Origin of the sequence: Hyphococcus luteus, assembly GCF_002943565.1 — a bacterium.
GTDB lineage: Bacteria > Pseudomonadota > Alphaproteobacteria > Caulobacterales > Parvularculaceae > Hyphococcus > Hyphococcus luteus.
The window spans coordinates 404,409-431,290 of sequence record NZ_PJCH01000017.1 but is presented as its reverse complement, the minus strand read 5'-3'; the positions used below and the strand labels follow the sequence as shown (position 1 = coordinate 431,290).

The window sequence follows — 26,882 nt, the reverse complement described above, 5'->3', positions numbered from 1 at the left end:
CGGGTCTGTAACGCACGCGATACAGACCCAACCCTTGGAATGAGGGAATCGGGCGTCGCGAAGGATGATTGCATCGCGCGCCGTTAGGTTTGTTTAACGGTTTTTGCGGCCTTCGATCAGCGCATCGACGACCCCCGGATCGGCCAGCGTCGAGGTGTCGCCAAGGGCGCCGAACTCGTTTTCCGCGATCTTTCTTAAGATGCGGCGCATGATCTTGCCGGAGCGGGTTTTCGGCAGGCCCGGCGTGAAATGGATATGGTCCGGTTTCGCAATCGGCCCGATCTCCTGGCGCACGGTTTCGACGATTTCCTTTTCCAGCGCCTCGGAGGGCTCGTCCGTCGCATGCAGCGTCACATAAGCGTAAATGCCCTGGCCCTTGACGTCGTGAGGAAAGCCGACGACGGCGGATTCCACGACGAGGGGATGCTCGTCGATGGCGGCCTCGACTTCCGCCGTGCCCATGCGGTGGCCGGAGACGTTGATGACGTCGTCGACGCGGCCGGTGATCCAGTAATAGCCGTCGGCGTCGCGGCGGACGCCGTCGCCGGTGAAATACATGCCGGGATAGGTTTTGAAATAGGTGTCGATGAAACGCTGATGGTCGCCATAGACCGTGCGCATCTGGCCGGGCCATGAATCGGTTATGACGAGATTGCCTTCGCAGGCGCCCTCGAGGAAATTGCCGTTGGCGTCGACGATGGCCGGGAACACGCCGGGCAGCGGCTGCGTCGCCGAGCCGGGTTTCAAATCCGTCGCGCCGGGCAGGGGCGAGATCAAAATGCCGCCGGTTTCCGTCTGCCACCAGGTGTCGACGATCGGATGTTTGCTGTCGCCGACGACTTCGTAATACCACATCCAGGCTTCCGGATTGATCGGCTCGCCCACCGACCCTAGAAGACGCAAGGAAGACCGGTCCGCCTTTTTCACCCAGTCGTCGCCTTCGCGCATCAGGGCGCGGAGCGCCGTCGGCGCGGTGTAGAAGATGTTCACCTTGTGCTTTTCGATCACCCGCCAGAAGCGCGAGGCGTCCGGATAGGTGGGCACGCCTTCGAAGATCAGCGTCGTCGCGCCGTTCGCCAGCGGTCCATAGACGATATAGGAATGGCCCGTGACCCAGCCCACATCCGCGGTGCACCAGTAAATTTCACCGGGCTTGTAATCGAACACCATCTCATAGGTGTAGGCGGCGTAAGCGAGATAACCGCCGGTGGTGTGCAGGACGCCTTTCGGTTTTCCGGTGGAGCCAGACGTATACAGAATAAAAAGCGTGTCCTCGGCGTTCACCGCTTCGGCGGGGCATTCGGGCGAGACGTCGTCGCGGGCTTCGGCGTACCAGTAGAGGTCGCGCCCCGCCTTCATCGGGATGTCCGCCCTGGTGCGTTCGACCACGAGAACGGCGCGCACGTCGGGCGCCTTTTCAAGCGCCTTGTCCACATTGGCTTTCAGGGGCACGGTCTTGCCGCCGCGCACGCCTTCATCGGCGGTGATGACGGCGCTCGCGCCGCAGTCCTCAATGCGGCTCGCCAGCGCGTCCGGGGAGAAGCCGCCGAAGACGACGGAATGAACCGCGCCGATGCGCGCGCAGGCGAGCATGGCGTAAGCGGCCTCGGGGATCATCGGCATGTAGATGACGACGCGGTCGCCTTTCTTCACGCCGCGCGCCTTCAGGACATTCGCCATGCGGCATGTTTCTTCGAAGGCTTCCGCATAGGTGATTTTCTTGTCGACGCCCGGATCGTCGCTCTCCCAGATGATCGCGACGTCGTTCGCCTTTTCCGGCAGGTGACGGTCGAGACAGTTGACGCAGGCGTTGAGCTCCCCGTCATAGAACCAGCGAATGTGCAGATCGCTCGCATCGAAGGAGACGTCCTTCACCTTGGTGAACGGCTTCGACCAGTCGAGGCGCGCTGCGACGCCGGCCCAGAACGTTTCCGGGTCCTTTTCCGCCTCGGCGCGCATGGCGGCGGCCTTGTCTTTATCGACAAGCGCGTCTTTGGCGATGGCTTCATTCACTTTGATGATGGCGTCGTGCGACATTCGTTTCTTCTCCCGAAAAATTGCGGCGGAGATTAGTTGAAGCGGGCTTTGTGCGCAAATGGTGCGCTTTGTCTCAGCTAATCCGCCCCCATGTGTAAATCTAACATGGGGGCGAACGCCAGTTTTACATTTTCGTTACCAAGCCGTCACGGTCTCGTTACAAAAAACGGGCATGGCCCGGCCTCGTAAGTATTTTGGTGGGGCTATTCATGAACCGTTCTCTTCACTCCGCTTCGGCGGCGTCCGTCATCGCTGTGGCTGCTTTGGCGCCGCTGCCCGCGCTGGCAGGCGTGATCGAAGGCCGCGTCAGCGACCAGACCGAAAGCGTCTCGCTTGAAGGCGCCACTGTACGCCTCGCCGAAACCGGCGCGACGACATCGACAAACCGCGCCGGCGAATATCGCTTCGCGAATGTCCCGGCCGGTCAATACACGCTGATCTTCAGCTATGTCGGCGCGGAAAGCACGACGGTCAGCCTCTCGGTGCCGAGCGAAGACGCAACCGTTCGCCAGAATATCAGCCTTGGCGGCGACGTGGCGGTCATCGACAACGTCCTCGTGATCGGCCAGCGCGGCGCCCTTAATTCCGCGCTCAGCCAGCAAAAGTCCTCCGACAAAGTGATCACCGTCCTGTCGTCCGACGCGGTCGGCCAATTGCCCGACGAAAACGTCGCGGAAGCGGCGCGCCGGGCCGTCGGCGTCAACATCCAGAACGACCAGGGCGAAGGCCGCTATGTCTCGATCCGCGGCGCCAATCCGAACTTCGTGACGACGACCGTCAACGGCGTGCGCCTGCCGTCGCCGGATTCCGACCAGCGCCAAGTGCCGCTCGACGTCATCGACTCGGACATCCTCTCCAGCATCACCATCACCAAATCGCTGACCCCGGATGTGGACGGCGATTCCATTGGCGGCAATGTCGAAATCACGACCCTGTCCGGCCTCGACCAGAAAGACCTGCTCTTCAAGCTGAAAGCCGCCGGCATCTACACCAACCAGGTCGATGAGTTCGGCCAGCGTTATTCCGGCGCTTTCGCCGACAATTTCCTTGACGGCCGTCTCGGCGTCGCCGGCACGCTCGCCTATCAAAAGCGAAAATTCGGCTCCGAAAACAAGGAGAATGACGGCGAATGGATCCTCGATGAGGCCGTCATTTACCCGGAAGAACTCGAGCTTCGCGATTATCAGGTGACGCGCAAGCGGTTTTCCGCGGCGCTCAATCTCGATTTCCAGGCGAACGACAATCTCCTGCTTTATGCGCACGGTCTCTATTCCGACTTTTCCGACCAGGAATATCGCAGCCGCGTCGAAAACAAATTCGGCGACCCCAGCTTCAGCGATACGAGCAGCGGTTCCGTGGCTGTGGTCGACGCCGGCGACGACGATCCTTACGAAGTCGATCGCGACGTGAAAGACCGCTACGAAGATCAGCTGATTTACTCTTTCATAGGCGGTTTCGAATTCGCCAAGGACGCCGTCTCCTTCGATGCTTCGGCCGCCTATTCCTACGCGGAAGAGAGCGAGCCTGACCGTATTGACGCCGACTTCCGCGCAGAGTTCGAAGGAGGCCTATTCGGCGTCGATGTTTCAGACACGATCCTGCCGACGCTGGTTTTCCCCGATGCGGCAGCGGAGGCGGCCTATTACGACCCGGACAATTACGAATTCGACGGGGTAGAGCACACCAATGGCATCGCCAAAGACAAGGAATACGCTTTCCAAACCAATCTTCGCGTCGATGTCGATATGTTCGGCGCGCCCGGCTATGTCAAAACCGGCGCCAAATTCCGCCTGCGCGAAAAATCCTACGATCTCGACCTCGCCATTTATGAAGCCGACGATCTTGTTCTGACCGATTTCGCGACAGAGGTCGATTACGAACTCGACCGCATCAATCCGGTCGCCGATCCGGCCGCGTTCCGCGACTTTTTCTTCTCCAACATGGATAGCTTCGAGCTTGACGCCGTCGATACGGCGCTCGAATCCACGGGCGCCAATTATCTCGCCAACGAGGACGTCTATGCCGGCTATGTCATGGGGCAGCGCCAGTTCGGCGGCGCCAGCGTCGTCGCCGGCGTGCGCATGGAGCATACCGAATACGACGCATCCGGCTTTAACGCGTATGAGCCGGGCGCCGCGGTTCCCGCCGCCGCCGAACTCATCGCCGAAGACGACGGCGATGAAGTCTACAGACAGGCCGTGGACGTCAGCCGGTCCTATACGGACTGGCTGCCGAGCATCAATGTCCGTTACGACGTGACCGACGAAGTCGTCTTCCGTCTCGGTTATTACAAAACGATCGTTCGCCCGAATCTCGAAGCGGCTGCGCCGCGCACGCTGGTAGACGACGACGCTGAAGGCGAGGCGGGCAACCCGCTGCTCGACCGCCAGAAGGCGCACAATTTCGACGCGTCGCTCGAATGGTATCCGGGCAACAAGTCGATCCTGTCGGCCGGCGTCTTCTACAAGGATATTTCGGACCTCATCACGTCGACGATCAACGAAGACGTCACGGTCAGCGGCATTTTCTTTGAAGAAGTCGAAACCTATGTGAACGTGCCCGACGCGTCGCTGTTCGGGGTCGAGCTGAACTATCAGCAGCCGCTGGACTTCCTCCCCGGTTTGCTCGACGGCTTCATCGTCGGCGCCAACTACACCTATATCGACAGTGAGGCGACGCTCATTGACGGGCGCGAGATCACCATTCCCGGCCAGTCCAAGCATGTCGCCACCGGCATTCTCGGCTATGAAAAAGGCCCGATCGATTTGCGTTTCGCGGCGACCTATCGCGACGAATATCTCGACGAACTTTCCTATCAGGAAGACGAAAACGGCGTTGATATCGACCGGATTGTCGACGATCACCTGCAGATCGACGTGTCGGCGAAATACCGCCTGACCGATCAGTTCCGCCTGTTTGCGGAATTCAAGAACGTCAATGACGAGCCGTTTGTCGCTTTCGTTCGCAGCCCCGCCTACGGCAAGCTGAATTCTCAGTATGAGCAATATGGCTGGTCGGCGAAGTTCGGCGTGGCGTTTAAATATTAAAGAGTTCCTCTGCGTTTCGCGAAAGTAGGCGAAAGAGGATGTTTGTTGTGTAGCGGCGGCGGACGCGTAGATTGTCCGCCGCTGTTTTATTTGAAAAGAGGGTTTTCATGAGACTGAAATTTTCCGCCGCCGCGCTTTTGCCGCTCGCCGCCGGCTGCATTTCCGCGGGGCCTTCGGCGCCCTCTGTCCATGCGGCGGGCGAAACCGCGCCGGTGAACTCTGCGGGCGACGCGGCGGACGACCCGGCGGTCTGGGTGAATGTGGGAGACACAGCAGAGAGCCTCATTCTCGGCACCGATAAACGGGCGGGGCTTTACGTTTACGATCTTAAAGGCGCGGTGGTTCAGTTCCTGCCTGCGGGCAAGCTCAACAATGTGGACCTGCGCCAGAATGTGAGCCTTGACGGCTGGACCGGCGACATCGCCGCCGCCTCGAACCGCACCGACAATACGGTTACCCTCTTCACCATCGAAGAAGACGGCGCGGTCGCCGAAAGCGGGGCCTTTCCGTCATTGCTGGATGAACCCTACGGGCTTTGCCTGGGCGCGCAGGGCGGGGATGTCTTCGCCTTTGTCGCTTACAAGACCGGCGATCTCATCGCTTACCGGCTGGCGGGCCCGGGCGGAGGCGCCGAGGCCGCGCGGATGAAACTTGAAAGTCAGCTTGAAGGCTGCGTCTTCGACGATGAAGCGGGCGTCCTCTATATCGGCGAGGAAGAGACAGGCGTCTGGAAAGCGGCTTTCGACGGCGGCGGGTTTTCCGCGCTCTCGTTCATCGACGAAGTCGGCGGGGCAAGCGGCGTCGCTGCGGATGTGGAAGGGCTTGCGCTTTACAAGACGGGGCCGGGGACCGGCTATCTCATTGCCTCTTCGCAGGGCAACAACTCATACGCCGTTTACACGCGCGAAGGCGACAACGCTTTCGTGACGCGCTTCGCCGTCACGCCGGGCGAAACAATTGACGGGTCGGAAGAGACCGACGGCGTCGAGGCGGTGTCCGCTGATCTTGGTCCGGATTTTCCTGAAGGCGTCTTCATCGCCCAGGACGGATTCAACGATCCCAAAGGATCGGCGCAGAATTTCAAGATTGTCGACTGGCGCGAGATCGGCACGCTGATCGAAACGGCGGAATCCGGATTGGAGGCTGGCGCGGCGAATTAGCGCCCATTGGCGTTGGCCGTCGCGGCGCCTTTTTTCGCGGTCTCCGTTGCGCCGTCCCCGTCGGAGATGATGAAACAGGAGACCTTCTTGTCTTTCAGGGTCTCGCAGCCGGCGGCGGCTTCGATTTCCGAAAGCCGGATGATGCGCGCGCGATAAAGGGTTTTGCCTTCGTCCATAGGCGTCGGCATGACCATGCGTTCGCGATCGCTCATGCCCGCCTTGGCGACGGCGTCTTCAAGCTCGTGCTGCGCCATCTCCTTGGTGGAATAGGCGCCGATCTGAATGCTCCAGTTGTAATCGGCGAAGCTGTCCGTATCGCCCTGGCCGATGAGCTCGCCATGGGCGTCGACCGAGGCGAGGCGGGTGCGCTCGAATTCGTTGAAATCGTCCGGATCGGCCTGCGCGATCAGAGCGCCGATGCTGTCGGTCGGATCGCCTGCTTTTTTGTTCTCGCCGAGAGTGGCGGCGGCGGTCATGATCTCGGCGCGCATGGCGTCATTGCCGGCGACCGTCGGCGCGGCGTGTTCTGCGGCGCGCGCGGCGACGAGCGTCGGCTTCAGGCGCGGGCTCGGCTTTTTGCGGTAGAGCGCGGCGACAAGGGTCGGTTTCTTGTCGATCTCGGCGAAGGCCTCATTGAGGATCTTGCGCATATGCGCGTCGCGGGTGCGCGAGGAGCGCCCGCCAAGAACGACGCCGATCAGCCGGTTGCCGTCGCGGTCCGCCGTGGTGACGAGATTAAAGCCGGAGCGGCGCGTATAGCCGGTTTTGAGCCCGTCCGCGCCGTCAAAGGTTTTCACCAGCGCATTATGCGTGCGGTAGGTCCGGTCGTTCCAGGAGAAGCTCTCGACCGCGAAATAATGAAAATATTGTGGGAAATCCTGGATGATGCGCCGTCCGAGAACCGCCATGTCCCGCGCCGTCGTAACCTGCTTCGAATTCGGGAGACCCGAGGCGTTGCGGAACGTCGTGCGCCACATGCTGAGTTCGCGCGCTTTGTCCGTCATCTTCCTGGCGAAGCGCCATTCCGAGCCGGAAATTTCTTCGGCGACCGCCGCGGCCACGTCATTGGCGGATTTGACGACCAGCGCCTTGATCGCGGTGTCCACATCGATGGTCGAGCCGGCGGATATGCCAAGCTTCGACGGCGGCTGGCCGGCGGCGTGGGCCGAGACGTGAATCTTCGAATCCAGCGTCATGCGTCCGGCTTCCAGCTCCTCAAAGAGGAGATAGAGCGTCATCATCTTGGTTAACGAAGCGGGATAACGCCGGCCGGTGGAATAGCGGTCGAAAAACACATCGCCCGTATCGGCGTGCATTACATAAGCGGCGTATTTGGAATTTGCGGACGCCTGTGGCGCAAAAAGGAACGCTGCGAGCACCGCAAGCGTTAGAACTGTTACGCTACGAAACGCCATGACCATTTAACGAGCCTCGCCCATTCCCAAGCCGTTTTCAATATTCGGAAGACGCGCCCCCGCAAAAAATCGGCGTTCAGATCGCCCTCTCGCCCCTTGCAAGGCCAGTCGCCTTCCGCCGCCGGAAGACGCCTGTCCGACAGGAGCAAACGCCGTGCCGCTCGCCGGTTTTCATGTCTCGCGGCGGCACAAAGGATCGGCGATCGCGGTAAACGGACCGTTAACGAAAGTTTTACTGTTATAGCCGAAATAAAAATTGTGCGCTGCAGCAAAATTTCCCTTGACGAAGGGCGCAACCGTCCATATGTTGCACTGCACAAAAGGCGCTCTTGTGTATAGAGCACCATTTATTTCAATAGCTTAGCGATAAGAATCGCAGGGAGATGAAGATGGCCGCAGCCAAGAAAACCGCCACTGGCGCTGAAGCCTTCGACATGACGGCCTTCAGCCCGGACACCTTCAAGGAAGGGTATGAAAAATTCGCCGAAGGCATGACGTCCTTCGCGGATTTCCAGAAAGAATCGCTGAATGCCCTGATGGCCTCGGCCGGCGCGTTCGCCAAAGGCTTTGAGAAGCTGACGAGCGAAAGCACGGCCTTTTCCAAGGCCGCGTTTGAAGACACGGTCTCGAACGCCAAAGCCGCCACCTCGGCGAAAACGCTGCAGGAAGCCCTCGAGCTCAACAGCGATTTCATGAAGACGTCGGTTGAGAAAAATCTCGGCCAAATCAACAAGGTGGCCGATATTTGCGCGTCGACGGCGAAAGATGCGACGGAGCCCCTGACGGCGCGTTACACCGAGCTTGTCGAAAAAATTCAGTCTTACCGTCCGTAAGACCTGAAACACCCGTTTTTAGTGCCTGTTGCGTGAATGGGCCCGGTGCGTATCGCCGGGCCCATTCGATTCGTGCGCTGTGGGAACATTAAGTTTACCGGCCCGCAGAAAATTTGCGTCTTTTCAACCCGGGCCGACTACTTATCTACTAATCGAGGCGGTGTTTTGCGGTTGCAAAGCGCCAGCGCAATGCAGAAACTGAAGGACTATGGCTGAAGACAACGATCAGGATCAGGAAGGCGGAACCGGCCCGGGGCAGGGCGTCGGCGTCGTTTCGAAGACTGCGCCGAAGACCAAACGGCCTTCGCTCTACAAGGTGCTTCTCCTGAATGACGACTACACGCCGCAGGAATTCGTCGTGTGGCTGCTTCAGGCCGTGTTCAAGAAAGACCCGGAAGAGGCGGTGCGGATCATGCTGCACGTCCATCAGTCCGGGGTGGGCGTTTGCGGCGTCTATACATATGAAATTGCGGAGACCAAGGTGGCGCAGGTGATGGAGCTGTCGCGGCGCAACCAGCATCCGCTGCAATGCACGATGGAACGGGAGTAGGCTCCATGGCGTCCTTCAGTAGAACTTTAGACGAAGCCCTGCACAGCGCGATTGCGCTGGCGACGGAGCGCGATCACGAACTGGCGACGCTCGAACACCTTCTTCTGGCGCTTACCGACGACCGCGATGCGGCGGCCGTCTTGCGCGCCTGCAATGTGGATATCGAACTCCTTCGCCGCCAGCTTTACGAATTCATCGAAAACGATCTCGCCAATCTGAAGCTGGAAAACGGCGAACAGGCGAAACCGACGCCGAGCTTCCAGCGGGTGATCCAGCGCGCGGTCATCCATGTTCAGTCTTCGGGCCGCGAGGAAGTGACCGGCGCCAATGTGCTCGTCGCGCTCTTCGCCGAGCGCGAATCCCACGCCGCGCATTTCCTGCAGGCGCAGGACATGAGCCGTTTCGATGCGGTGAATTACATTTCCCACGGCATCGCCAAGCGGCCCGGCGAAAGCCAGCCGCGCTCGCCCCGCGGTGCCAATGAAGAAGCCGAAGCCGCGCAGGGCGGCAAGCAGGAAAGCGCGCTTGAGGCCTATTGCGTCGATTTGAACGCCAAGGCCCGCTCCGGCAAGATCGATCCCCTGATCGGCCGCGAGCCGGAAGTCGAGCGCTCGATCCAGGTCCTGTGCCGCCGGCGCAAGAACAATCCGCTCCTGGTCGGCGATCCCGGCGTCGGCAAGACCGCCATCGCCGAAGGCCTTGCGCGCAAGATCGTCGACGAAGAAGTGCCTGAGGTTCTGGCGAACTCCACCATCTATGCGCTCGACATGGGCGCGCTCCTCGCCGGCACGCGCTATCGCGGCGATTTCGAAGAGCGCATCAAGGCGGTGCTGAAAGAACTCGAAGACCATGAGGACGCGATCCTCTTCATCGACGAGATCCACACGGTTATCGGCGCCGGGGCGACGTCCGGCGGCGCCATGGATGCGTCGAATCTTTTAAAGCCCGCGCTGCAATCCGGCGCGCTGCGCTGCATGGGTTCGACCACCTACAAGGAATACCGTCAGCATTTCGAAAAGGACCGGGCGCTCGCCCGCCGCTTCCAGAAGATCGACGTTGTCGAGCCGTCGAAAGACGACACGGTGAAGATTCTCATGGGGCTGAAGCCTTATTTCGAGGAGCATCACAAGCTGAAATACACCGACGATGCGATCATCGCGGCGGCGGAGCTGTCGTCGAAATACATGACCGACCGCAAGCTGCCCGATAAGGCCATCGACGTCATCGACGAGGCGGGCGCGCGGCAGATGCTGTTCCCCGCCGACAAGCGCGTGGAAACCATCGACGAAGCCCAGATCGAGGAAGTGATCGCCAAGATGGCGCGCATCCCGCCGAAATCCGTTTCCAAGTCGGATACCGAACGGCTCGCCAAGCTGGGCGAAGATCTGCGCCGGGTCGTCTTCGGTCAGGACAAGGCGATCGATCAGCTCGCCGCGGCGATCAAGCTGAGCCGTGCGGGGCTGCGCGAACCCAACAAGCCTATCGGTTCATATCTCTTCGCCGGGCCCACGGGCGTCGGCAAAACCGAAGTCGCCAAGCAGCTCGGCATGGTCATGGGCGTCGAGCTCGTGCGCTTCGACATGTCCGAATATATGGAGCGGCACACGGTCTCGCGCCTCATCGGCGCGCCGCCGGGCTATGTCGGCTTCGATCAGGGCGGTCTTCTGACCGACGCCATCGACCAGCATCCCCATTGCGTCCTCCTGCTCGACGAAATCGAGAAGGCGCATCCGGAGATCTTCAACATTCTCCTCCAGGTGATGGACAACGGCCAGCTTACCGACGCCAACGGCCGCAAGGTCGATTTCCGCAATGTGATCGTCATCATGACCACCAATGCGGGCGCCCAGGATGCGGCGAAAAACGTCATCGGTTTCCAGGGCGGCAAAAAGATCGATGAGACCGAAGAAGCGATCAAGCGGATGTTCACGCCGGAATTCCGCAACCGCCTCGACGCGGTCATCGAGTTCGCCGGCCTGTCGCCGGCGATCATCAACCGCATCGTCGAGAAGTTCGTCCTGCAGCTTGAAGCCCAGCTTGCCGATCGCGGCGTCACCTTCGAGCTGACGGAGGCGGCGACCAAATGGCTCGCCGAACGCGGCTTCGACGACGAGATGGGCGCCCGCCCGCTCGCCCGCGTCATTCAGGAGCATGTGAAGAAGCCCATCGCCGACGAAATTCTCTTCGGCGCGCTGAAAGACGGCGGCGTCGTGCGCGTCATGGTGGATGAGAACGACGAGTCGAAACTCGCGTTCGAATATCTTCCCGACGAGCAGGGCGGAGACAAACCGGGCGACGGCGGCGGCGACGCCAATGTGCCGGCTTTGATGGAATAGCGTTTAAAACAGCAGGCAAAAAAACGCCGGGCTCAGGCCCGGCGTTTTTGCATCAGGAGTTTGCAGCTGCCTGCGCGAGGCTATTGGCAGGCGGGGAAATTGCTGAAGACCGGGATGCTGCAATAATTCGGCTTTGGCTGATTGTTGTTATTGCCGTTGTTTCCATTATTGCCGTTATTCCCGTTGTTTCCGTTATTCCCGTTATTGCCCGGACCGCCGCCATTGCCGCCGCCGTGATTGCCGTTATTGCCGCCGCCATGATTGCCGTTGTTGCCATGGCCGCCGCCATTGTTTCCGTTATTGCCGTTGTTGCCGCCGGGGCCGCCATTGCCCGAGCCGCCGCCGGAACCGCCATTGCCGGAACCGCCGCCGCCCGAACCGCCATTATTGGCCGGCGGGGTTGCGCCGCCGCCGCCCGAAGATCCGCCACCTGAAGATCCGCCGCCAGCCGCGCCGCCCCCCGAGGATCCGCCGCCGCCCGAACCGCCGCCGCCCCCGGTCGCGCCGCCAAGCGGGTCGCCGCCGCCGGCCGGGCCGTTTGGCGGTTCGTCATTGAGCGACGCCTCGACATTATCGAATTTCCGCTTCGTGGTTTCGCCCGTCACTTCAAGCGCGGCGTAAATCGCAACGGCGATCAGGGTGGCGATGAGGCTGTACTCGATAGCCACCGAGCCGGATTTATCTTTATAAAGACGATTAAAAATACGCATGGGTCCTGCTTGGCCGTCAAAGCGGCCTCTTTCACATAGTTCAAATTTTACACATGACTGTATACAGACTGTTAATTTACGCGCACAGTTTGCGCATGGCGGTCTCCATGAAAAGCAGTCTTTCAGATTGTGCGGCGATTAAACAGAAAGTCTTTTCAAACGGAAAAACGGTCAACCGAAATTAACTATGAGTCTTGCTCTTGAGAGGTAATTTCAATTTTCAAAAAAAGTTTCAATTTTTCGTCTGGAGCCAGAACTTTTTCGCCGAAACCGCCGGGCGAATGGGTCACCGGTTCGGCGCAGAAAAAGTCCGCGCTTTCCGGCGAATATAGATGCAGAAAGCGGGCGTTGCTATTTATGGCGAGCCGCATGCCGTTATTGATGATCTCGGCCGCGCCGCCCCAGTTTTCATGCGTGTCGTCCATGCCTGTGCCGGCGAAACGCACGCGCTCGCCGCCGAAGTCAATCTGGGCGTCGCCGCCGCGCGGGAAAAACGGATGCAGCCCAAGCCCGGCGGGCATCGGGCCGGCGCCCGTATTCGTCACGGAGAGGGCGATTTCAAAACGTGCCGGCGCGAGCGTAAATTCCTGAACCGCGCGGAAGGGGAACGGAAAGCCGAGCGGTTTCGGCGCATAATCGAAAGCGCAGACAAGCCGGTCCTGGGTTTGCGCCGTCACCTCCCAGGGGCTCGTCCAGCCATGGCCGTGCAGCGCATGGTCCGGATCGCAGGCGGGCAAGGTCGGCGCCAGGTCGTAATGGCGTCCGGCGAAATCAAGGCCGCCGGCGAGGCGGGAAAACCAGGGAACGCAAGGATAACAGGCGGCGTCGCGCGGGTCGGCGACGGCGCCGGGCGAGGGCGCGCGGCGTAAAAGGTGCCGGCCGTCAAGGCTGAGCGACAAGACCGCGCCGCCCAGCGCCGGCGCCAGCGCTGCTTTCATCTTTCCCGATGCAATTTCAGTCACCGCGCGTTCCGACATCGCCGCCGCCTAGTTTCCGTCAAGCGGCGCCGTCATGATCCGCAAGGGCTGGCGCGCCGGCTTGTCTTTTACGCCGCCGTCTTGATTGTAAGAAGGCCAGTTGGACGTGGCGATGTAATGGAAGTTGTCGCCAACGACCGCGCCATGGGTGGGTTCGTTCCAGTCCGCGAGATTTTGTTGAAGCACCGTGAAGGAGACGGCGGACGCGCCGGCTTCATCGAGTCCGATCCTGACAATGCGCTGGGGCGTCGTTCCGTTTTGAACGCCGATCAGCACTCCTTCATGATAATAAAGCCCGTCGACGCCGCCGAGATGAGCGTCGGCGGCGTTTTCGATCTGCGTTGCTTCTCCTGTTTCGAGATCGACGACGAAAAGCCCCGCAAGATAGTCCGCGACGAAAAGGCGGCCGTGCTCTTCGTCGAGCGCGAGCCCCTGCAGGTTCACGAAGCGCGGGTCCTGCATGAAGATTTCCGGGGCGTTGTCTCCCGGCGCCAGACGGTAAATCCGCGGCGTTTTTGAATCGCTTGCATAGGCGGTTCCGTCTTTGGCGACTTCAAGGTCGCCCAGCATGGCGGCGTCTTCGCCGACGCGCGCTTCGCGGACAATCCTGCCGGTTTTCCCGTCGAAGATCATGATTGCTGCAAAAGGCTTGTCCGGCGCGGCGTGTTCGTAAGGCGGCGGGTTGTTGACGGCGGCCCAGAGGTGACGCGCCCGGACCTCAAGGTCGAAGACGCCTCCCGGCGCCGCGGCGACCGGCGAGAGTCTTTCCGCTTTTTCGCCGGCCTTCACGATTTCGCCGGTGCGCACGCCGCCCACATAGAGCGTCTGCTTGCGGCCATAGGCGATCGCCTCGGGCAGGAGGCCGGTTTCGGCGAAGGTCCGAACGGGCCCGCCGCCGCCTTTCGGTTTTGCGTTTTCCTCCATGCGCGCGGTGATCGCCTCGAAACCGGAAAGCGCCGCCAGCTTGTCAAACGCCGGATGGCCGGAAAGATCGAGCGCGAGCCCGCGATCCGCCGCTTTTTCGGCGAGGCCCAGGGCCTCTTCCTCGCGGCCCGCCAGCAGGCGCGCCAGAATGCGGTTGCGATAGACATAAAGCGACCAGGGCCGCATCGCCTGGGCCGCATTGAGCGCTTCATTGAGCGCCGGCCAGTTCTCGTCTTCATAGGCCTTCCCGGCGGCTGCCATGTTGTCGCGATATGACTGCGGCGCCGCATGGGCGGCGCTCACGGCGCAGAGGGCGAGAATGGCGAGGATCGTCTTTTTCATGAAGCGCTCCCTTTCCTCGAGCTAAGCGGCGCCGGCGAGACGAGGCAAGAGCGGTGCGGGAAGATAAACCGAGGCTTCCCGCAAAAAGACCGCTGCGAGGGAAGGGGATCGCAACGGCCTTTCTGAATGGCGCGCCCTGGCGGCAAGGGATGGTCAGGCGCGCCCGTGCGGGTCGCTCAAAAGCTGGAGCTGGCGGAGGGGGGGCCGCCATAACGCTCCAGTGCAACAAGGGAGTTACGTTGCAGGATCGTTGATAGCGGGCTGCGTCCCGGCCCGCAAAACACGACTGCGAGAGCGCGTGATGAGATAAAGTTACAGCGACAAAACGCGCATCTTCACCCAAGCGCCTTGCGGATTTTATCCGCAATCGGCTCGAGCTCTTCCGCATTCGCCGGCTTGCCGCTGGCGTGGGCGGCCACGACCACGCCCTCATAAACGGGCAGCACATGAAAATGCAGATGGAAAATGGTCTGACCGGCGCGCGCGCCGCTGAACTGCATGACGCGTATCCCGTCGGGCTCCAGCGCTTTTTCAACCGCGCGCGCGAGGGTTTGCGTTGCGCCGATCAGCTCGTTAAGCGCCTCCGGCTCGACATCGAGGATGTTCACGGCTTTGCTTTTCTTGTGAATGACGAGGCAGTGGCCCTTGCTCTGCGGAAAGACATCCATGAAAGCGAGAACATTGTCCGTCTCCATGAGTTTCACGCAGGGCATTTCACCGCGGATGATTTTCGCGAAGATGTTGTCCGGGTCGTAGGGTTGTTGAAGCGACATGAGCTGGTTCCGTTTTAGGTTTTCCTGAAAGGCGTGACGTCTTTTAAGGCCTCGATTTCCATGCCGGTCTGTTCGCGCTCCGCTTCGAGATAGCGGGCGATGGCCTCTCGAAAACTTTCATTGGATATCCAGTGCGCCGACCATGTCGCCACCGGCTCGTAGCCGCGCGCGATCTTGTGCTGGCCCTGCGCGCCGGCTTCGACGCGGGAGAGGCCGCGCTCGATGGCGAACTCGACCGCCTGATGATAGCACAGCTCGAAATGCAGGAACGGCACGTCTTCAAGACAGCCCCAATAGCGTCCGTAAAGCGCGTCGCCGCCGATGAAATTGAGCGCCCCGGCGATCGGCTCGCCGTCGCGTTCGGCGACGATGAGCAGCAGGCTGTCGGCCATGGTTTCGGCGATGATCCGAAAGAAGGTCCGCGTGAGATAGGGATAGCCCCATTTGCGCGCGCCGGTGTCCTGATAAAAGAGCCAGAAGGCGTCCCAATAACGCTCCGTGATGTCCGCGCCCACAAGCCGCCTGATGACAAGGCCGTCGCCGGCTTCGCGCCGCTCTTTCTTCACTGCCTTGCGCTTGCGCGAGGCGAGGGCGGCCAGAAAATCGTCGAAAGTCTCATAGCCGCGATTGAACCAGTGATATTGCTCGCCCATGCGCGCCATGAATCCGGCTTTGACGAGCGCGGCTTTGTCGTCTTCGGTGATGAAATTCACATGCGCCGACGATGCGCCGAGCTGTTCCGTCACCTGGCGCAAGGCGACAGCGAGGGTCTGTTTCGCATTGTCGTTTGGCGCTAAAAGGCGCGGGCCCGGCACGGGCGTGAAGGGGGCGGCGCTGAGGAGTTTGGGATAGTAGCGTCCGCCGGCGCGTTCCAGCGCATCCGCCCAGTGATGGTCGAATACATATTCGCCCTGGCTGTGGCCTTTCACATAAAGCGGCGCGGCGCCGGTGACGGCCCCCGCCTCTTCAACGATGAGATGCAGGGGCGCCCAGCCGGTTTCCGGCGCAACGGATTTCGACTGTTCGAGCGCCGACAGAAATTCGTGGCTGACAAAGGGGTTGTAACGGGACGGGTCGGGATTGGCGAGACGGTTCCATTGTGCAGGATCGATCTCCTTGATGGAGCCGATTGTTCGCGCCAGCGCAGCATCCGATCCGTCGGGCATCAGTCGATCTCGAAAACCCCGTCCACCTCGACCGCGGCGTTCAGGGGCAGGGCGGGCGCGCCGACCGCCGCGCGGGCGTGACGGCCCTTGTCGGCGAAGACCGCCACCATGAGGTCGGAACACCCGTTCACGACTTTCGGCTGGTCGGTGAAATCGGGCGTTGAATTGACGAATCCGCCGAGCTTCACGACCCGCGTCACCCGGTCGAGATCGCCGCCGCAGGCCGCGCGCAATTGCGCGATCAGATTGACGCCGCAGGCATGGGCCGCCTCGACGCCTTTTTCGAGGTCGAGATCCGCGCCGAGTTTGCCGGTGATGAGGCCGCCGGGGCCGATCGACACCTGCCCCGATATGAAAACGAGATTTCCCGAGATCACGTAGGGCACGTAGTTCGCCACCGGGGCGACGGGCTCGGGAAGAACAAGGCCGAGTTCGGCAAGGCGGTCGTCAATGCGAGACATGAAGGCTCCTGATGTTCGCTGCAGTTTGATTCGTTTTTGCAGCTTTGCCAACCGCGTGGCCAGTGTTTATTGGGCGGAAATTATTTCAAATTCAATGCGCCGGTTGCGTTCGCGTCCGGCCTCGGTTGCGTTGTTTGCAATCGGTTCCGATTCGCCGGCGCCGTCGGCGGTGACGGTCTCGGCCGGCGCCCCGGCGGAAATCAGGAAGTCGCGCACGACGCGGGCGCGCTCAAGGCTGAGCCGAAGATTGTCCCGGGCCTGGCCGAGGGAATCCGTATGGCCGGTGATTTCAAGGCGCGTATTCGGACAATCGGCGAGGAGGGCGGCCAGGGCGCGCAGGCTGTCTTCGGCGCCGGCGTCAAGGTCTGAATCGGCCGAAGGGAAACGGATGCGCAATGCCGATGCGGCGTTCTGCAACTCTTCCAGGCAGGTTTCACGCGCCGGCGTCATTTGTTCCGTGTCGGCGGCGCCCGCGGCGTTTTCGTCCGGCGCCGGAAGGTTTGGCGCCGGCGGCGGCGCGGCCTCATCAACGGCGATGTCGCTTTCGCCGGCAAGTCCGTCCGGCATGGCGGTCATCAGCATGCGCGCGGCGCCGGCGCGCACCTCGTCTTCGGCCTTGCCCATGACCGCAAAGCGCGCGCCTTCCGCCGAGACGGCCCCGCGCTGGAGGTAATAAAGCGCGCGCAGCGATGTTTCCGCGGCGATGCGCCAGCTTTCGGGCGCGACGGGCGCGCCGCCGGCGATGTCAATCACGCCGGAAATATCCGTGTCCGGAAAAAGATCGCCTGCGAGCCGATAAACGGCGTCCCGCGTTTCCTGATCCGGCGCATAACCGGAAAAGGCGAGGACGCCGTTTTCATATTCCGCGATGAAGATGAACGGATCGGCGACCGGCGGCGCCGCAATCACTTTCAAGGCGCCGGCGTCGACCGTGGTGACGCCGCCCGCGACAAGGCCTCCGCCGCCTTCTGCGGCGGCGACGCGCGCGATCAGCGCATCCCGGGCCGCTTCGCTTGGCGCGGTTCCCGAAAGGATCGCTTTTTGTCCGTCCATGGTGACCGACGCCCATGCGCCCGCGTCGGCGCCGAGCGCCTTCACGGCGCTTTCCTCAAGTTTGCGCTGCGCCGAGGCCGCCGAGCCTGGCGCGCCGTCGATGAAAAACGCGGCAAGGCCGATCAGCGCAAGCACAGCGAGCCCGGCGAGGAGTTTCAGGAAAGCGTTCATGCGGCGGTCTTGGGGCTATCCTTATGGCCTGTCACCATTCCAGAATCACTTTGCCTGACTGGCCGGAGCGCATGATGTCAAAGCCCGCCTGATAATCTTCGATGGGAAAGCGATGGGTGATGACCGGCGTCAGATCGAGCCCCGCCTGCAGCATCGCGCCCATCTTGTACCAGGTCTCGAACATGCGCCGGCCGTAAATGCCCTTGATGTCGAGCCCTTTGAAGATGACTTTCTCCCAGTCGATCCCGGCGCCGTTGGGCATGATGCCGAGCATGGCGACCTTGCCGCCGTGATTCATCGTGTCGAGCATGGATTCGAAGGCCGAGGGAACGCCCGACATCTCAAGGCCGATGTCGAAGCCTTCCGTCATCCCCAGATCCTTCATGACGTCTTTCAGGGATTCGTTCGTTACGTTCACCGCCCGCGTCGCGCCCATCTTTTTCGCGAGGTCGAGGCGGTAATCGTTGACGTCGGTGATGACGACGTGACGGGCGCCGGAAAATTTGGCGATGGCGACCGCCATCACGCCGATGGGCCCGGCGCCGGTGATCAACACGTCTTCGCCGACGAGGTCGAAGGCGAGGGCGGTGTGGGTCGCATTGCCGTAAGGATCGAAGATCGCGCCCATATCATCGGAGACGGCGTCGGGCAGGCGATAGACGTTGAACGCCGGCACGGCGACATATTCCGCGAAAGAGCCCGGACGGTTGACGCCGACGCCGACGGTGTTGCGGCACAGATGCCGCTTGCCCGCGCGGCAATTGCGGCAATAGCCGCAGGTGACATGGCCTTCCGCCGAGACGCGGTCGCCGATTTTGAAGGTTGCATGTTCGGGATGAACTTCCGAGCCGATCTCCACGACTTCGCCGGAAAATTCGTGGCCCACCGTCATCGGCACCGGAATGGTGCGCTGCGCCCAGGCGTCCCAGTTGTAGATGTGCACGTCCGTGCCGCAGATCGCCGAGCGCTTCACCCTGATGAGCACGTCGTTAGGGCCGATCTCGGGGCGCGAGGCGTCGACCATCCAAATGCCCTCTTCGGGCTTGGCTTTCATCAGGGCTTTCATAGCGTTTCCTGCAAGGCGGTTCTCATGGCTTGGAACGGGGCTTGAAGCGCCCTTTTCAGGCGCCCGAGATAGCCTTCTACCAAGCCGGACGAGCGCCGTCACCATAGGCGGGCGCTTCATAAAGGTTCAGATGTCATTATCCGAACCGCCTGAAAGACTGCAGGAAAAAAGTCCGCGGCTCAGTCCGTTTTGTTCCCGTTCTCTTTATCGTCATGGCCGGGATCGCGGACCGGAGAGGGCGGATCGCTCGCGGGGAAGGATTCGTCCAGCGCCTCGTCGAGCTCTTCCTGCTCTTCTTTTGTCGGCTTCTGGTTTTCAGTCTTTGGGGAGGCGGGCATCATCGGACTCCTTGGGGTTAAAGCACAGGACTAACGCCTCGCCGGGCTGGATTGTTCCGGCGGAGGATTCGCGAAAAACTGCAGGTTTTAGGGAGATAGCGCGTCGCAAAAGTCCGGCGAAGCATCCGAAAGGCGATTTGGCCCGCTTGTCGCAAAAATTTTTCAAGGGCGCTCTTGCAGGCGCAAGATCGGCGCGGATTTTGTGCGCCGCCGTTGCTATGAAATTTTTCACTAAGACGGCGCTTAATAAGGGCTAAAGCTTCCAAATCATGAGCGCGTGCGGAGTTGAACTTCGCAAGCTTTTACGCGCCGCAACAAACCGGGTGTTGAAGCGGCTGTTTCTTAACGCGCGTAACGAAAACTTGATGCGAAAATTGGTGTTGCGGTTTTCCGTTTTAGACGACATGCACAGCAACAGGCGCACGTAAAAAGATGCGCCGTTTAGGGTGGGCGTCCAGGAACAAGGAAGTCTTATTCATGATCAAAAAACTTATCATTACGGCCGCCGGCGCTGCGGCGCTCAGCATTGGTTTCAGCACGGCGAGCTTCGCCGGCGACGCGCAGCTGCGTTATGCGTCAGTGGAATTGACGACGCAAAGCGGGGCGATGGATGTTTATCATCGCATTCAAAAAGTCGCTGCTGAGACATGCGACGCCCGGCTCAATCACGACAGCGTCATAAAATACAGCGCCGTGCGCGAAAGCTGCGTTGCGAATGCCGTTGACGAACTCGTCGCCAGAGTGAATGACGAGCGGATCGACAGCATTCATGCGGGCAATGTCTAAGGCGTTACGCCGCAATCAAGCTTCGTTACGTAAAACGCCCCGGATTTAAATCCGGGGCGTTTGTTTTTTAGTTTTTGTACGGCTTACGCCGCTTCTTGCAGGCGTTCGGCAAGCTGCTTGTCAACCTGCGCCCGCTGAGCGATCTGGTTATAGCGCTGAACGCTTAAGCCTTCTTTTTCGATGGCGGCGATCATTTGCGTCTGCGCTTTCTTTTGCATCTGTTGAGCCTCTTGCTGAGACTCGGCGGACTGCACTTTCGGGCTCCATTCCTCGACAATGGCGCCGATCTTCTTTTCGGCTTTCACGAATTTTTTGACTTCCTTGTCGCTGACCGGCGCTATTTGCTGTTGTTGAGCGGCGGCGTCCTGCGCCATCGCAGCCGGTCCTGCGCTTGCGGCGGCGGCCGCGGCGGCGGCGGCGAGGAGCTTGGTCATCTTGAAACAGTTCATCGTAGCTTTTCCTTTAGTCGCTTACAGGTGCGCGCCTAACATAAGGCGCCGCCGCCTTCATAGTTTCTAAAAGTCGGACAGATTTCGAAATTGTCATCTCTATAGCGCGCGCAGGATTACAATTTAAAAATTTTACCGCTTGAGAAACGCGCGTCTGTGGACATGGAAAGCAAAAGAAGCGAGGGTCCCAATGCGTGGTCCGTCCGGTTAAATAATATCTTAACCCGACGTTTTCGTCTCTATATGACGCCTACGGACTTTCCGACCTTGATGAACGCTTCGACCGCCTCGTCCACCTGTTCGTCCGTATGCCCTGCGCACATTTGCGTTCGAATGCGCGCCTTTTCGCGCGGCACGACCGGGAAAGAAAAGGCGGTGACGTAAACCCCTTCCTCCATCAGCGCGTCGGCCATCTGGCCCGCCTTCTTGGCGTCATAGATCATGATCGGAATGATCGGGTGTTCGCCCGGCAGGAGGTCGAAGCCGGCTTTCGTCATCTGCTCGCGGAAGCGGCGCGCATTGCGGAAGAGCTGTTCGCGCAAATGCCCGCCATGGCGCACCAGCTCCAGCGTTTTCAGGGTGGCGCCGAGGAGCGCCGGCGTCAGCGCATTGGAGAAAAGATAGGGCCGCGCGCGGTTGCGCAACAGATGCACGACGTCTTTCGACGCGCAGATATAACCGCCCATGCCCCCGCCCAGCGCCTTGCCGAGCGTGCCGGTGAGGATGTCGACCCGCGCCGCGACGCCGCAATGGGCGGGCGCGCCTTCGCCATGAGGCCCCATGAAGCCGGTGGCGTGGCAGTCGTCGACCATGACGAGCGCGCCATATTCATCGGCGATGGCGCAGATCTCGTCCAGCTTGGCGATATAGCCGTCCATGGAGAAAACGCCGTCGGTGACGATCAGCTTGGTGCGCGCGCCGTCGAGATCGGCCTGTTCGAGCTGTTTTCTGAGATCGTCCATGTCGGAATTGGCGAAGCGGTAACGCTTGGCCTTGCACAGTCGCACCCCGTCGATAATCGAGGCGTGGTTCAGCGCGTCGGAGATGATCGCATCGTCGGCTTCCAGCAGCGGCTCGAAGACCCCGCCATTGGCGTCGAAACAGGCGGCGAAGAGGATCGAGTCCTCATAGCCGAGATAATCGGCGATCTCCTTTTCCACCCGGCGATGCAGGTCCGTCGTCCCGCAGATGAAGCGGACCGAGGCCATGCCGAAGCCGTATTCGTCCATGGTCGCCTTGGCGGCGGCGACGATCTCCGGATTATCGGCGAGGCCGAGATAGTTGTTGGCGCAGAAATTGAGGACCTTTTTGCGCTGGCCCTTGTGGTCGACGTCGATCACCGGCCCTTGCGGCGAGGTGATCTGGCGCTCGATCTTTTCGAGCCCGGCTTCGCGGATATCGCCGAGGGTCGCGGCGACGCGGTCGTAAAAATCCTGGCGCATGGGCAGGCCTCTTTTTCAGCGAGGGCCATGGTTTGGCGCCGCGGCCCGATTGGGTCAATGGCGGGGTCAATGCCGCGCGCCGCCGCGCGCCGCCGCGGGACGGCGGGCGGCGGACATGTAAAGAAAAAGGGCCGGCGAAGCGCCGGCCCTTCTCAGATTAGGATGGGAAAGCCTTATTTCCCGGTGCGCCAGCCGGACGCATATTCCTTCCGGGCGACTTCCGAATAGGGAACCGGGCTCACAATGGCGCGGACTTCCATCTGCTGGTGCTTTTCGACCGTGGTCTTTTCGGTGCCGCCGTCGGGCTCGCCCCAGACCACCGTGACCTCGTTGCCGACCTCGACATCATTGTCGACCGTGGCGAGCGAGAGCGCCTTGCGCTCATTGTAGGAGATGCCGGTGAACATGGAGAAGCCGGCGTTCTTGCCGTTCGCGAGCACCGAGTCGTAGTTCGACGAGGCGTAGTTGGCGAGCGGCTGCTCGAAATATTTGTAAGGCGTGCCTTCGCCGACGACCGAGCCCATGATCTTACGCACGTCGTCGTCGTTCCAGGCGAGCGTCACCTTGCGGCGGGTCTGTTCGCCTTCCATTTTCTTCAGGGCGTCGGCGCCGATGAAGTCATGGTCGAATTTGACGAAGGGCCCATAGCCGATGTCGTAAGGCGAGACATAATAGTCTTCGATATTGTCGGAGACGTAAGAACCGCCGATGGAGCCCATGGCCTCATAAGAGTTGGCCGGGAGCCATTCGCGGTATTTTTTCATCTCTTCGCCGGTGTAGACAGCGGGAAGCGGCGAGGGGATCCAGCCCGACTCAAGTGTGTTGGTCGCATAGGCGCGGCAGCCCACCGGCACGATGCCGAATTCGGCGCCCTCTTCGAGGATTTTCGCGCGAATGTCGAGATATTCCTCGTAAGGGCCCCAGATTTCGAGACCCGGCGCGCCGGCCATGCCGTGGCGCAGGGCGCGGACTTTTTTGCCGCCGATATTAATGTAGCCCATATGGAAGAACTTGATGTCTTCGAACGGGCCGCCATTGAGCTTTTCAATGATCTTCTGGGCGTTTGGGCCCTGGATCTGGAAGCGGTAGAATTTGCGGGTGACGGCGCGGCCCATGGGCATGGAGGGCGAGCGGTCGTCATAGGTGACTTCGACATCGTAGCCGCCGGTTTCCGCCTGGAACTGCAGCCAGTTGGCGGAAGGCGCGCGGCCGACGAATACCAGGTGGTTTTCTTCGAGGTTGAAGAGAATGCCGTCGCCGATCACATAGCCGTCATGGCTGACCGGCACATATTGTTTGGCGCGGTTGACGGGGAAGTTCTTGAAAGTGTTGATCGCGGTGTCGGAGCAGACCTTGATCGCGTCCGGGCCTTTCAGGAACAGATCGACCATGTGGTGGGTCTGGTCGAACAGGACGGCGGTCTCGCGCCAGGCGCGCTGTTCGTCCCGCCAGTTGTGAAATTCGGTCGGCACGACCGGATAGACATAAGCGCCGATTTTCGAATTGCGGAGCATGTCCACCGTATTGCCGGCGGCTTTGAGCTTTTCTTCCAGGTTCTTGGCTGTCATTGCGGCGGAATCCTCCTCGATCTCGGGTTTTCAAGAATTAAAGGGACGTCCGCGAGTTGAGGGCGCCCAATATTGTTTATGTTGCTTACAATTTTTGAAGGCGCGGGTCTACTATCGGCGCTTGCAAACACTGACCGAAAATAGCTCGAAAACCCTGCCCCAGCGCAGAAAAAATGGCGGAAAAAGGAAGTTGCGGCGCCGCCTTCCAAAACGGCTTTACGGCGATGAAGGCGCCGGCGATTTTGCTGCACCTGCGTAAAGGCGAGTGAAAGCCGGCGACGCGCGATGAGCGAAGCCTTGCAAATCAGGCCTTTGCGACGGGCGCGCGCCGGAAAGTGTGATTTCGCTTTTAAAGGATTTCGATGCCGCGAACGGCGCCAACATCATCGCCCGCTTCCAAGCAGCGCATTGTCAAGCAGACCGGCGTTCTGCTTAAAGCGGAAAGCTTTAGCGTAAGGCCCGACGGGCGAGGCAGGACGAACTCATGCGAACGATCGATTATTTCGACAAGATGGCGAAGACTTATCCGGACCGGGACGTCCTGGTCGCCGGCGAGACGCGTTATACCTATCGCGAGATGGAGGCGCTGACCCACAAGGTTGCCGGCGCCTTGCGCGCGGCCGGCATGGAAAACCAGGAGCCGATCGCCGTCATGTCGCCCAATGACGGATCGGTGCTGACCGCGATGCTGGGCTGCTGGCGGGCCGGAGCGGTCTGGATCCCGGTCAATACGCGCAACGCCCTCGACGCCAATATCGCTTATCTCAACTATGTCCGCGTCGCGATGATCTTCTATCATTCGAGCTACGCCAAGGAGGCGGCCGAGATTAAAAGCCAGGTCCCGACGGTGCGCCATATGGTCTGTCTCGACAAGCCGGAGGGCGGCCATGCCTCCCTCGACGACTTCATGGCGACGGCGCCCTCGGATCACTTTCCCGATCTCGGCGATCCTATCGGCAATCCGGAAGAACTGACGGCGCTGATCGCCACCGGCGGCACGACGGGCCCGGCCAAGGGCGTGCGGGTCATGAACCGCAGCTGGGGCGCGATGCTGGAGACCATCTGCAACATCATGCCGGTCGAAGGGAAGCCGGTTTCCCTTGCGACCGCGCCGCTGACTCATGCGGCGGGGCCGGTGACCATGGCGGCGCTCGCCATGGGCGCGACGGTGGTGGTGCTGCCGACTTTCGACGCCGAAGCGGTGATGAAGGCGATCGAGGAACACAAAGTCACCCACATGTTCCTGCCGCCGACGGCGCTCTATTCCATGCTCGGCCATCCGAAAGTGAAGGACTACGATTATTCGAGCCTCAAATATTTTCTTCTCGCCGGCTCGCCCGTGGCCGGAGAGAAGCTGAAACAGGCGGTGGAGGTCTTCGGTCCTTGCATGTGCCAGAGCTACGGCCAGACGGAGTTTCACCTGGTGGCCACCTGGCTCTCGCCTGAGGTCGTCGCGGCGGCGGCGAAGGGCGATCATCCGGAACGCCTCACGAGCTGCGGACAGGCGACTTATTCCGTGCGCGTCGAATTGATGGACGATGACGGCAATCTTCTGCCCGTGGGCGAGGTCGGCGAGATCGTCGGGCGCGGCGGCATTGTCGGCGGCGGCTATTTCGAACTGCCCGAGGCGAGCGCCGAGGCGACGGCCCATGGCTGGCATCACACCGGCGATGTGGGCAAGCGCGACGAGCACGGCTTTTTCTACATTGTCGACCGCAAGAAGGACATGATCGTCTCCGGCGGCTTCAACGTCTTCTCCGCGGAAGTCGAGGATGCGGTGATGGAGCTCGCGGAAGTCGCCGAATGCGCGGTCATCGGCGTGCCCCACGAGAAATGGGGCGAGCAGGTGACGGCCATGGTGGTGAAGCGCGCCGGCGCCGAGATCGACGCCGATGCGATCATCGCGCACGCCAAGGCCCGTATCGGTTCCGTGAAGGCGCCAAAGGACGTGCATTTCATCGACGCCATTCCGCGCACCCCTGTGGGCAAGATGGACAAGAAAAAACTGCGCGAACCGTTCTGGGGCGGCGCGGGAAGAAGCGTGAATTAGATGTTCAAGGCCTGCAACTTGCGACTCGCCGCGGCCCGAGGCTAAACTTGACCGTGGCGTCCCTCTTTGTGGGAAAGTCGGCGAGAAACATGCTGAAAGATGGACCCCACGCTTAAAGCGTGGGGAGTCGGCGAAACTATCAGAGCGCAAAGCGCGCCTTAAATCTTGATCACCACTTTCCCGAAGGCGCCCGTCTGCTGATGGCGGAAGGCTTCGGCGGCGTCTTCATAGGGGAAAACCTTGTCGATGGCGGGCTTCATGCCGTTGACGTCGATGGCGGCGGCGAGATCTTCAGCCATCGCCTTGTTGCCGACGAAGATGCCGCGAATGCTCGCGCCTTTCAGCATCAGCGGATGCGGCGTCGTATCGCCTTCGCGGGTCAGGACGCCGATGAGCGCGATCTCGCCATTGAAATTCACCGCCTGCATGGATTGAGCGAGCGTGCCGGCGCCGCCGACTTCGACCACCACATCGGCGCCGCCGCGATTGCTCGCCGCCGCAACCGCCGGGCCCCATTCCGGCGTCGATTTGTAATTGACGCCCGCCGCCGCGCCGAGCTTTTTGGCGCGCTCGAGTTTTTCGTCCGACGACGAGGTGACGACCACATGCGCGCCCGCGGCGTGGGCGATGCCGAGCCCGATCATGGAGACGCCGCCGGTGCCGAGGACGCAGACGCAATCGCCCGCCTTGATGGGGCGGCGCCCGCACATCAGCGCGTTCCAGGCGGTGACGCCCGCGCAAGGCAGGGTCGCGGCTTCTTCGTAAGAGAGGGTTTCGGGAATTTTGGTGACGCCCGCTTCGGGAAGGCAGACATATTCGGCGAGCATGCCGTCGCAGCCGGCGGCGCCGAGCGCCGGTCCCGCTGTCGGGTTCGGCGGACCGTCATGCCAGTTCTGGAAGAAAAGCCCCGCAACGCGGTCGCCGACTTTAAACTCCGTCACCTCGTCGCCGACCGCTGCGACTTCGCCCGCGCCGTCGGAGAGGGGAACCGTGTCTTCGGTGAGGACGCCGCCGAAATAATTGCCGGTGACCACCGCCTGGTCGCGGAAGTTCAGGGAACAGGCGTGAACGCGGATCAGCACCTCATGGGGTTTTACCTGCGGCGTGTCGCATTCGATGCTGACGAGGCTGTCGAGCGAGGTCGAGCCCGCTTTCAAAACATATTTTTTCATGGGAGGCCGTCCGTTCTGTGTTGCCCTAACAATTCGCTGTTGCGCCCATCATAACG

General features: G+C 61.0%; 22 protein-coding genes. 7 read left to right on the top strand and 15 right to left on the bottom strand.

The window, feature by feature from the left end:
- Positions 1-93: 93 nt before the first annotated feature.
- Positions 94-2,037 carry an acetate--CoA ligase gene (gene acs / locus CW354_RS22515; RefSeq protein ID WP_104832343.1) on the bottom strand — a complete coding sequence of 648 codons (1,944 nt, stop codon included), beginning with the start codon at positions 2,035-2,037 and terminating at the stop codon, positions 94-96.
- A 209-nt stretch (positions 2,038-2,246) separates the two neighbouring features.
- On the opposite strand from acs, the gene CW354_RS22510 reads away from it, so the two are divergent.
- Both CW354_RS22510 and CW354_RS22505 read left to right on the top strand, forming a co-directional pair.
- Complete coding sequence (locus CW354_RS22510) at positions 2,247-5,084, top strand: TonB-dependent receptor (RefSeq protein ID WP_104832342.1); 2,838 nt, start codon at positions 2,247-2,249, stop codon at positions 5,082-5,084.
- A gap of 107 nt (positions 5,085-5,191) precedes the next feature.
- Entirely contained in the window at positions 5,192-6,244 is a 1,053-nt protein-coding gene (locus CW354_RS22505; RefSeq protein ID WP_104832341.1) for a phytase, read from the top strand.
- On the opposite strand, the gene CW354_RS22500 is transcribed toward CW354_RS22505, so the two are convergent.
- On the bottom strand, positions 6,241-7,659 hold the full coding sequence (locus CW354_RS22500) for a D-alanyl-D-alanine carboxypeptidase family protein (RefSeq protein ID WP_165793906.1): 1,419 nt from the start codon (positions 7,657-7,659) through the stop codon (positions 6,241-6,243). The two genes, CW354_RS22505 and CW354_RS22500, sit on opposite strands and share 4 nt — an antisense overlap.
- Positions 7,660-8,048: 389 nt before the next feature.
- Here CW354_RS22500 and CW354_RS22495 point away from each other — a divergent pair, with 389 nt between their 5' ends.
- The 3 genes from CW354_RS22495 to clpA all read left to right on the top strand — a co-directional run bounded on the left by CW354_RS22495 (position 8,049) and on the right by clpA (position 11,378).
- Positions 8,049-8,492 carry a phasin family protein gene (locus tag CW354_RS22495; protein ID WP_165793905.1) on the top strand — a complete coding sequence of 148 codons (444 nt, stop codon included), beginning with the start codon at positions 8,049-8,051 and terminating at the stop codon, positions 8,490-8,492.
- A 208-nt stretch (positions 8,493-8,700) separates the two neighbouring features.
- On the top strand, positions 8,701-9,042 hold the full coding sequence (gene clpS, locus CW354_RS22490) for an ATP-dependent Clp protease adapter ClpS (RefSeq protein ID WP_104832338.1): 342 nt from the start codon (positions 8,701-8,703) through the stop codon (positions 9,040-9,042).
- A 5-nt stretch (positions 9,043-9,047) separates the two neighbouring features.
- Positions 9,048-11,378: an ATP-dependent Clp protease ATP-binding subunit ClpA gene (gene clpA, locus CW354_RS22485; protein WP_104832337.1), complete on the top strand. Its 2,331-nt coding sequence runs from the start codon at positions 9,048-9,050 to the stop codon at positions 11,376-11,378.
- 80 nt (positions 11,379-11,458) lie between these two features.
- Here the strand turns inward: clpA and CW354_RS22480 are convergent, their stop codons facing one another.
- The 9 genes from CW354_RS22480 to CW354_RS23605 all read right to left on the bottom strand — a co-directional run bounded on the left by CW354_RS22480 (position 11,459) and on the right by CW354_RS23605 (position 19,359).
- Complete coding sequence (locus tag CW354_RS22480) at positions 11,459-12,088, bottom strand: Flp family type IVb pilin (protein WP_104832336.1); 630 nt, start codon at positions 12,086-12,088, stop codon at positions 11,459-11,461.
- A 185-nt stretch (positions 12,089-12,273) separates the two neighbouring features.
- Positions 12,274-13,065, bottom strand: a complete 792-nt coding sequence (locus CW354_RS22475) for an aldose epimerase family protein (RefSeq protein ID WP_104832335.1) — start codon at positions 13,063-13,065, stop codon at positions 12,274-12,276.
- A 9-nt stretch (positions 13,066-13,074) separates the two neighbouring features.
- Positions 13,075-14,331: an SMP-30/gluconolactonase/LRE family protein gene (locus CW354_RS22470; protein WP_104832334.1), complete on the bottom strand. Its 1,257-nt coding sequence runs from the start codon at positions 14,329-14,331 to the stop codon at positions 13,075-13,077.
- A 335-nt stretch (positions 14,332-14,666) separates the two neighbouring features.
- Positions 14,667-15,104 carry an HIT family protein gene (locus tag CW354_RS22465; RefSeq protein ID WP_104832333.1) on the bottom strand — a complete coding sequence of 146 codons (438 nt, stop codon included), beginning with the start codon at positions 15,102-15,104 and terminating at the stop codon, positions 14,667-14,669.
- Between the two features lie 14 nt (positions 15,105-15,118).
- Positions 15,119-16,270 (bottom strand): GNAT family N-acetyltransferase, encoded by a 1,152-nt coding sequence (locus tag CW354_RS22460; protein ID WP_104832332.1) that lies wholly within the window; start codon positions 16,268-16,270, stop codon positions 15,119-15,121.
- Complete coding sequence (locus tag CW354_RS22455; RefSeq protein WP_104832331.1) at positions 16,270-16,731, bottom strand: RidA family protein; 462 nt, start codon at positions 16,729-16,731, stop codon at positions 16,270-16,272. Before CW354_RS22455 ends, CW354_RS22460 begins: the two co-directional genes overlap by 1 nt.
- Positions 16,732-16,797: 66 nt before the next feature.
- A complete protein-coding gene (locus tag CW354_RS22450; RefSeq protein WP_104832330.1) occupies positions 16,798-17,955 on the bottom strand; it encodes an OmpA family protein in 1,158 nt (385 codons plus the stop codon).
- A 31-nt stretch (positions 17,956-17,986) separates the two neighbouring features.
- Positions 17,987-19,021, bottom strand: a complete 1,035-nt coding sequence (gene tdh / locus CW354_RS22445; protein ID WP_104832329.1) for an L-threonine 3-dehydrogenase — start codon at positions 19,019-19,021, stop codon at positions 17,987-17,989.
- A gap of 179 nt (positions 19,022-19,200) precedes the next feature.
- Positions 19,201-19,359, bottom strand: coding sequence for a hypothetical protein (locus CW354_RS23605; RefSeq protein ID WP_165793879.1), 159 nt, complete (start codon positions 19,357-19,359; stop codon positions 19,201-19,203).
- A gap of 477 nt (positions 19,360-19,836) precedes the next feature.
- On the opposite strand from CW354_RS23605, the gene CW354_RS22440 reads away from it, so the two are divergent.
- Positions 19,837-20,145 carry a UrcA family protein gene (locus CW354_RS22440; protein ID WP_165793904.1) on the top strand — a complete coding sequence of 103 codons (309 nt, stop codon included), beginning with the start codon at positions 19,837-19,839 and terminating at the stop codon, positions 20,143-20,145.
- 83 nt (positions 20,146-20,228) lie between these two features.
- On the opposite strand, the gene CW354_RS22435 is transcribed toward CW354_RS22440, so the two are convergent.
- From CW354_RS22435 to ligM, 3 genes are all read right to left on the bottom strand, one after another.
- Positions 20,229-20,594 carry a DUF4168 domain-containing protein gene (locus CW354_RS22435; protein WP_104832327.1) on the bottom strand — a complete coding sequence of 122 codons (366 nt, stop codon included), beginning with the start codon at positions 20,592-20,594 and terminating at the stop codon, positions 20,229-20,231.
- Positions 20,595-20,833: 239 nt separating this feature from the next.
- Positions 20,834-22,036, bottom strand: a complete 1,203-nt coding sequence (locus CW354_RS22430) for a glycine C-acetyltransferase (RefSeq protein ID WP_104832326.1) — start codon at positions 22,034-22,036, stop codon at positions 20,834-20,836.
- A gap of 173 nt (positions 22,037-22,209) precedes the next feature.
- Positions 22,210-23,604 (bottom strand): vanillate/3-O-methylgallate O-demethylase, encoded by a 1,395-nt coding sequence (gene ligM, locus CW354_RS22425; protein ID WP_104832325.1) that lies wholly within the window; start codon positions 23,602-23,604, stop codon positions 22,210-22,212.
- Positions 23,605-24,088: 484 nt separating this feature from the next.
- Between ligM and CW354_RS22420 the strand changes: the two genes are divergently transcribed.
- Complete coding sequence (locus CW354_RS22420) at positions 24,089-25,654, top strand: class I adenylate-forming enzyme family protein (protein WP_104832324.1); 1,566 nt, start codon at positions 24,089-24,091, stop codon at positions 25,652-25,654.
- Positions 25,655-25,812: 158 nt separating this feature from the next.
- Here the strand turns inward: CW354_RS22420 and CW354_RS22415 are convergent, their stop codons facing one another.
- Entirely contained in the window at positions 25,813-26,826 is a 1,014-nt protein-coding gene (locus CW354_RS22415) for a zinc-dependent alcohol dehydrogenase family protein (protein ID WP_104832323.1), read from the bottom strand.
- Between the last annotated feature and the right edge of the window lie 56 nt (positions 26,827-26,882).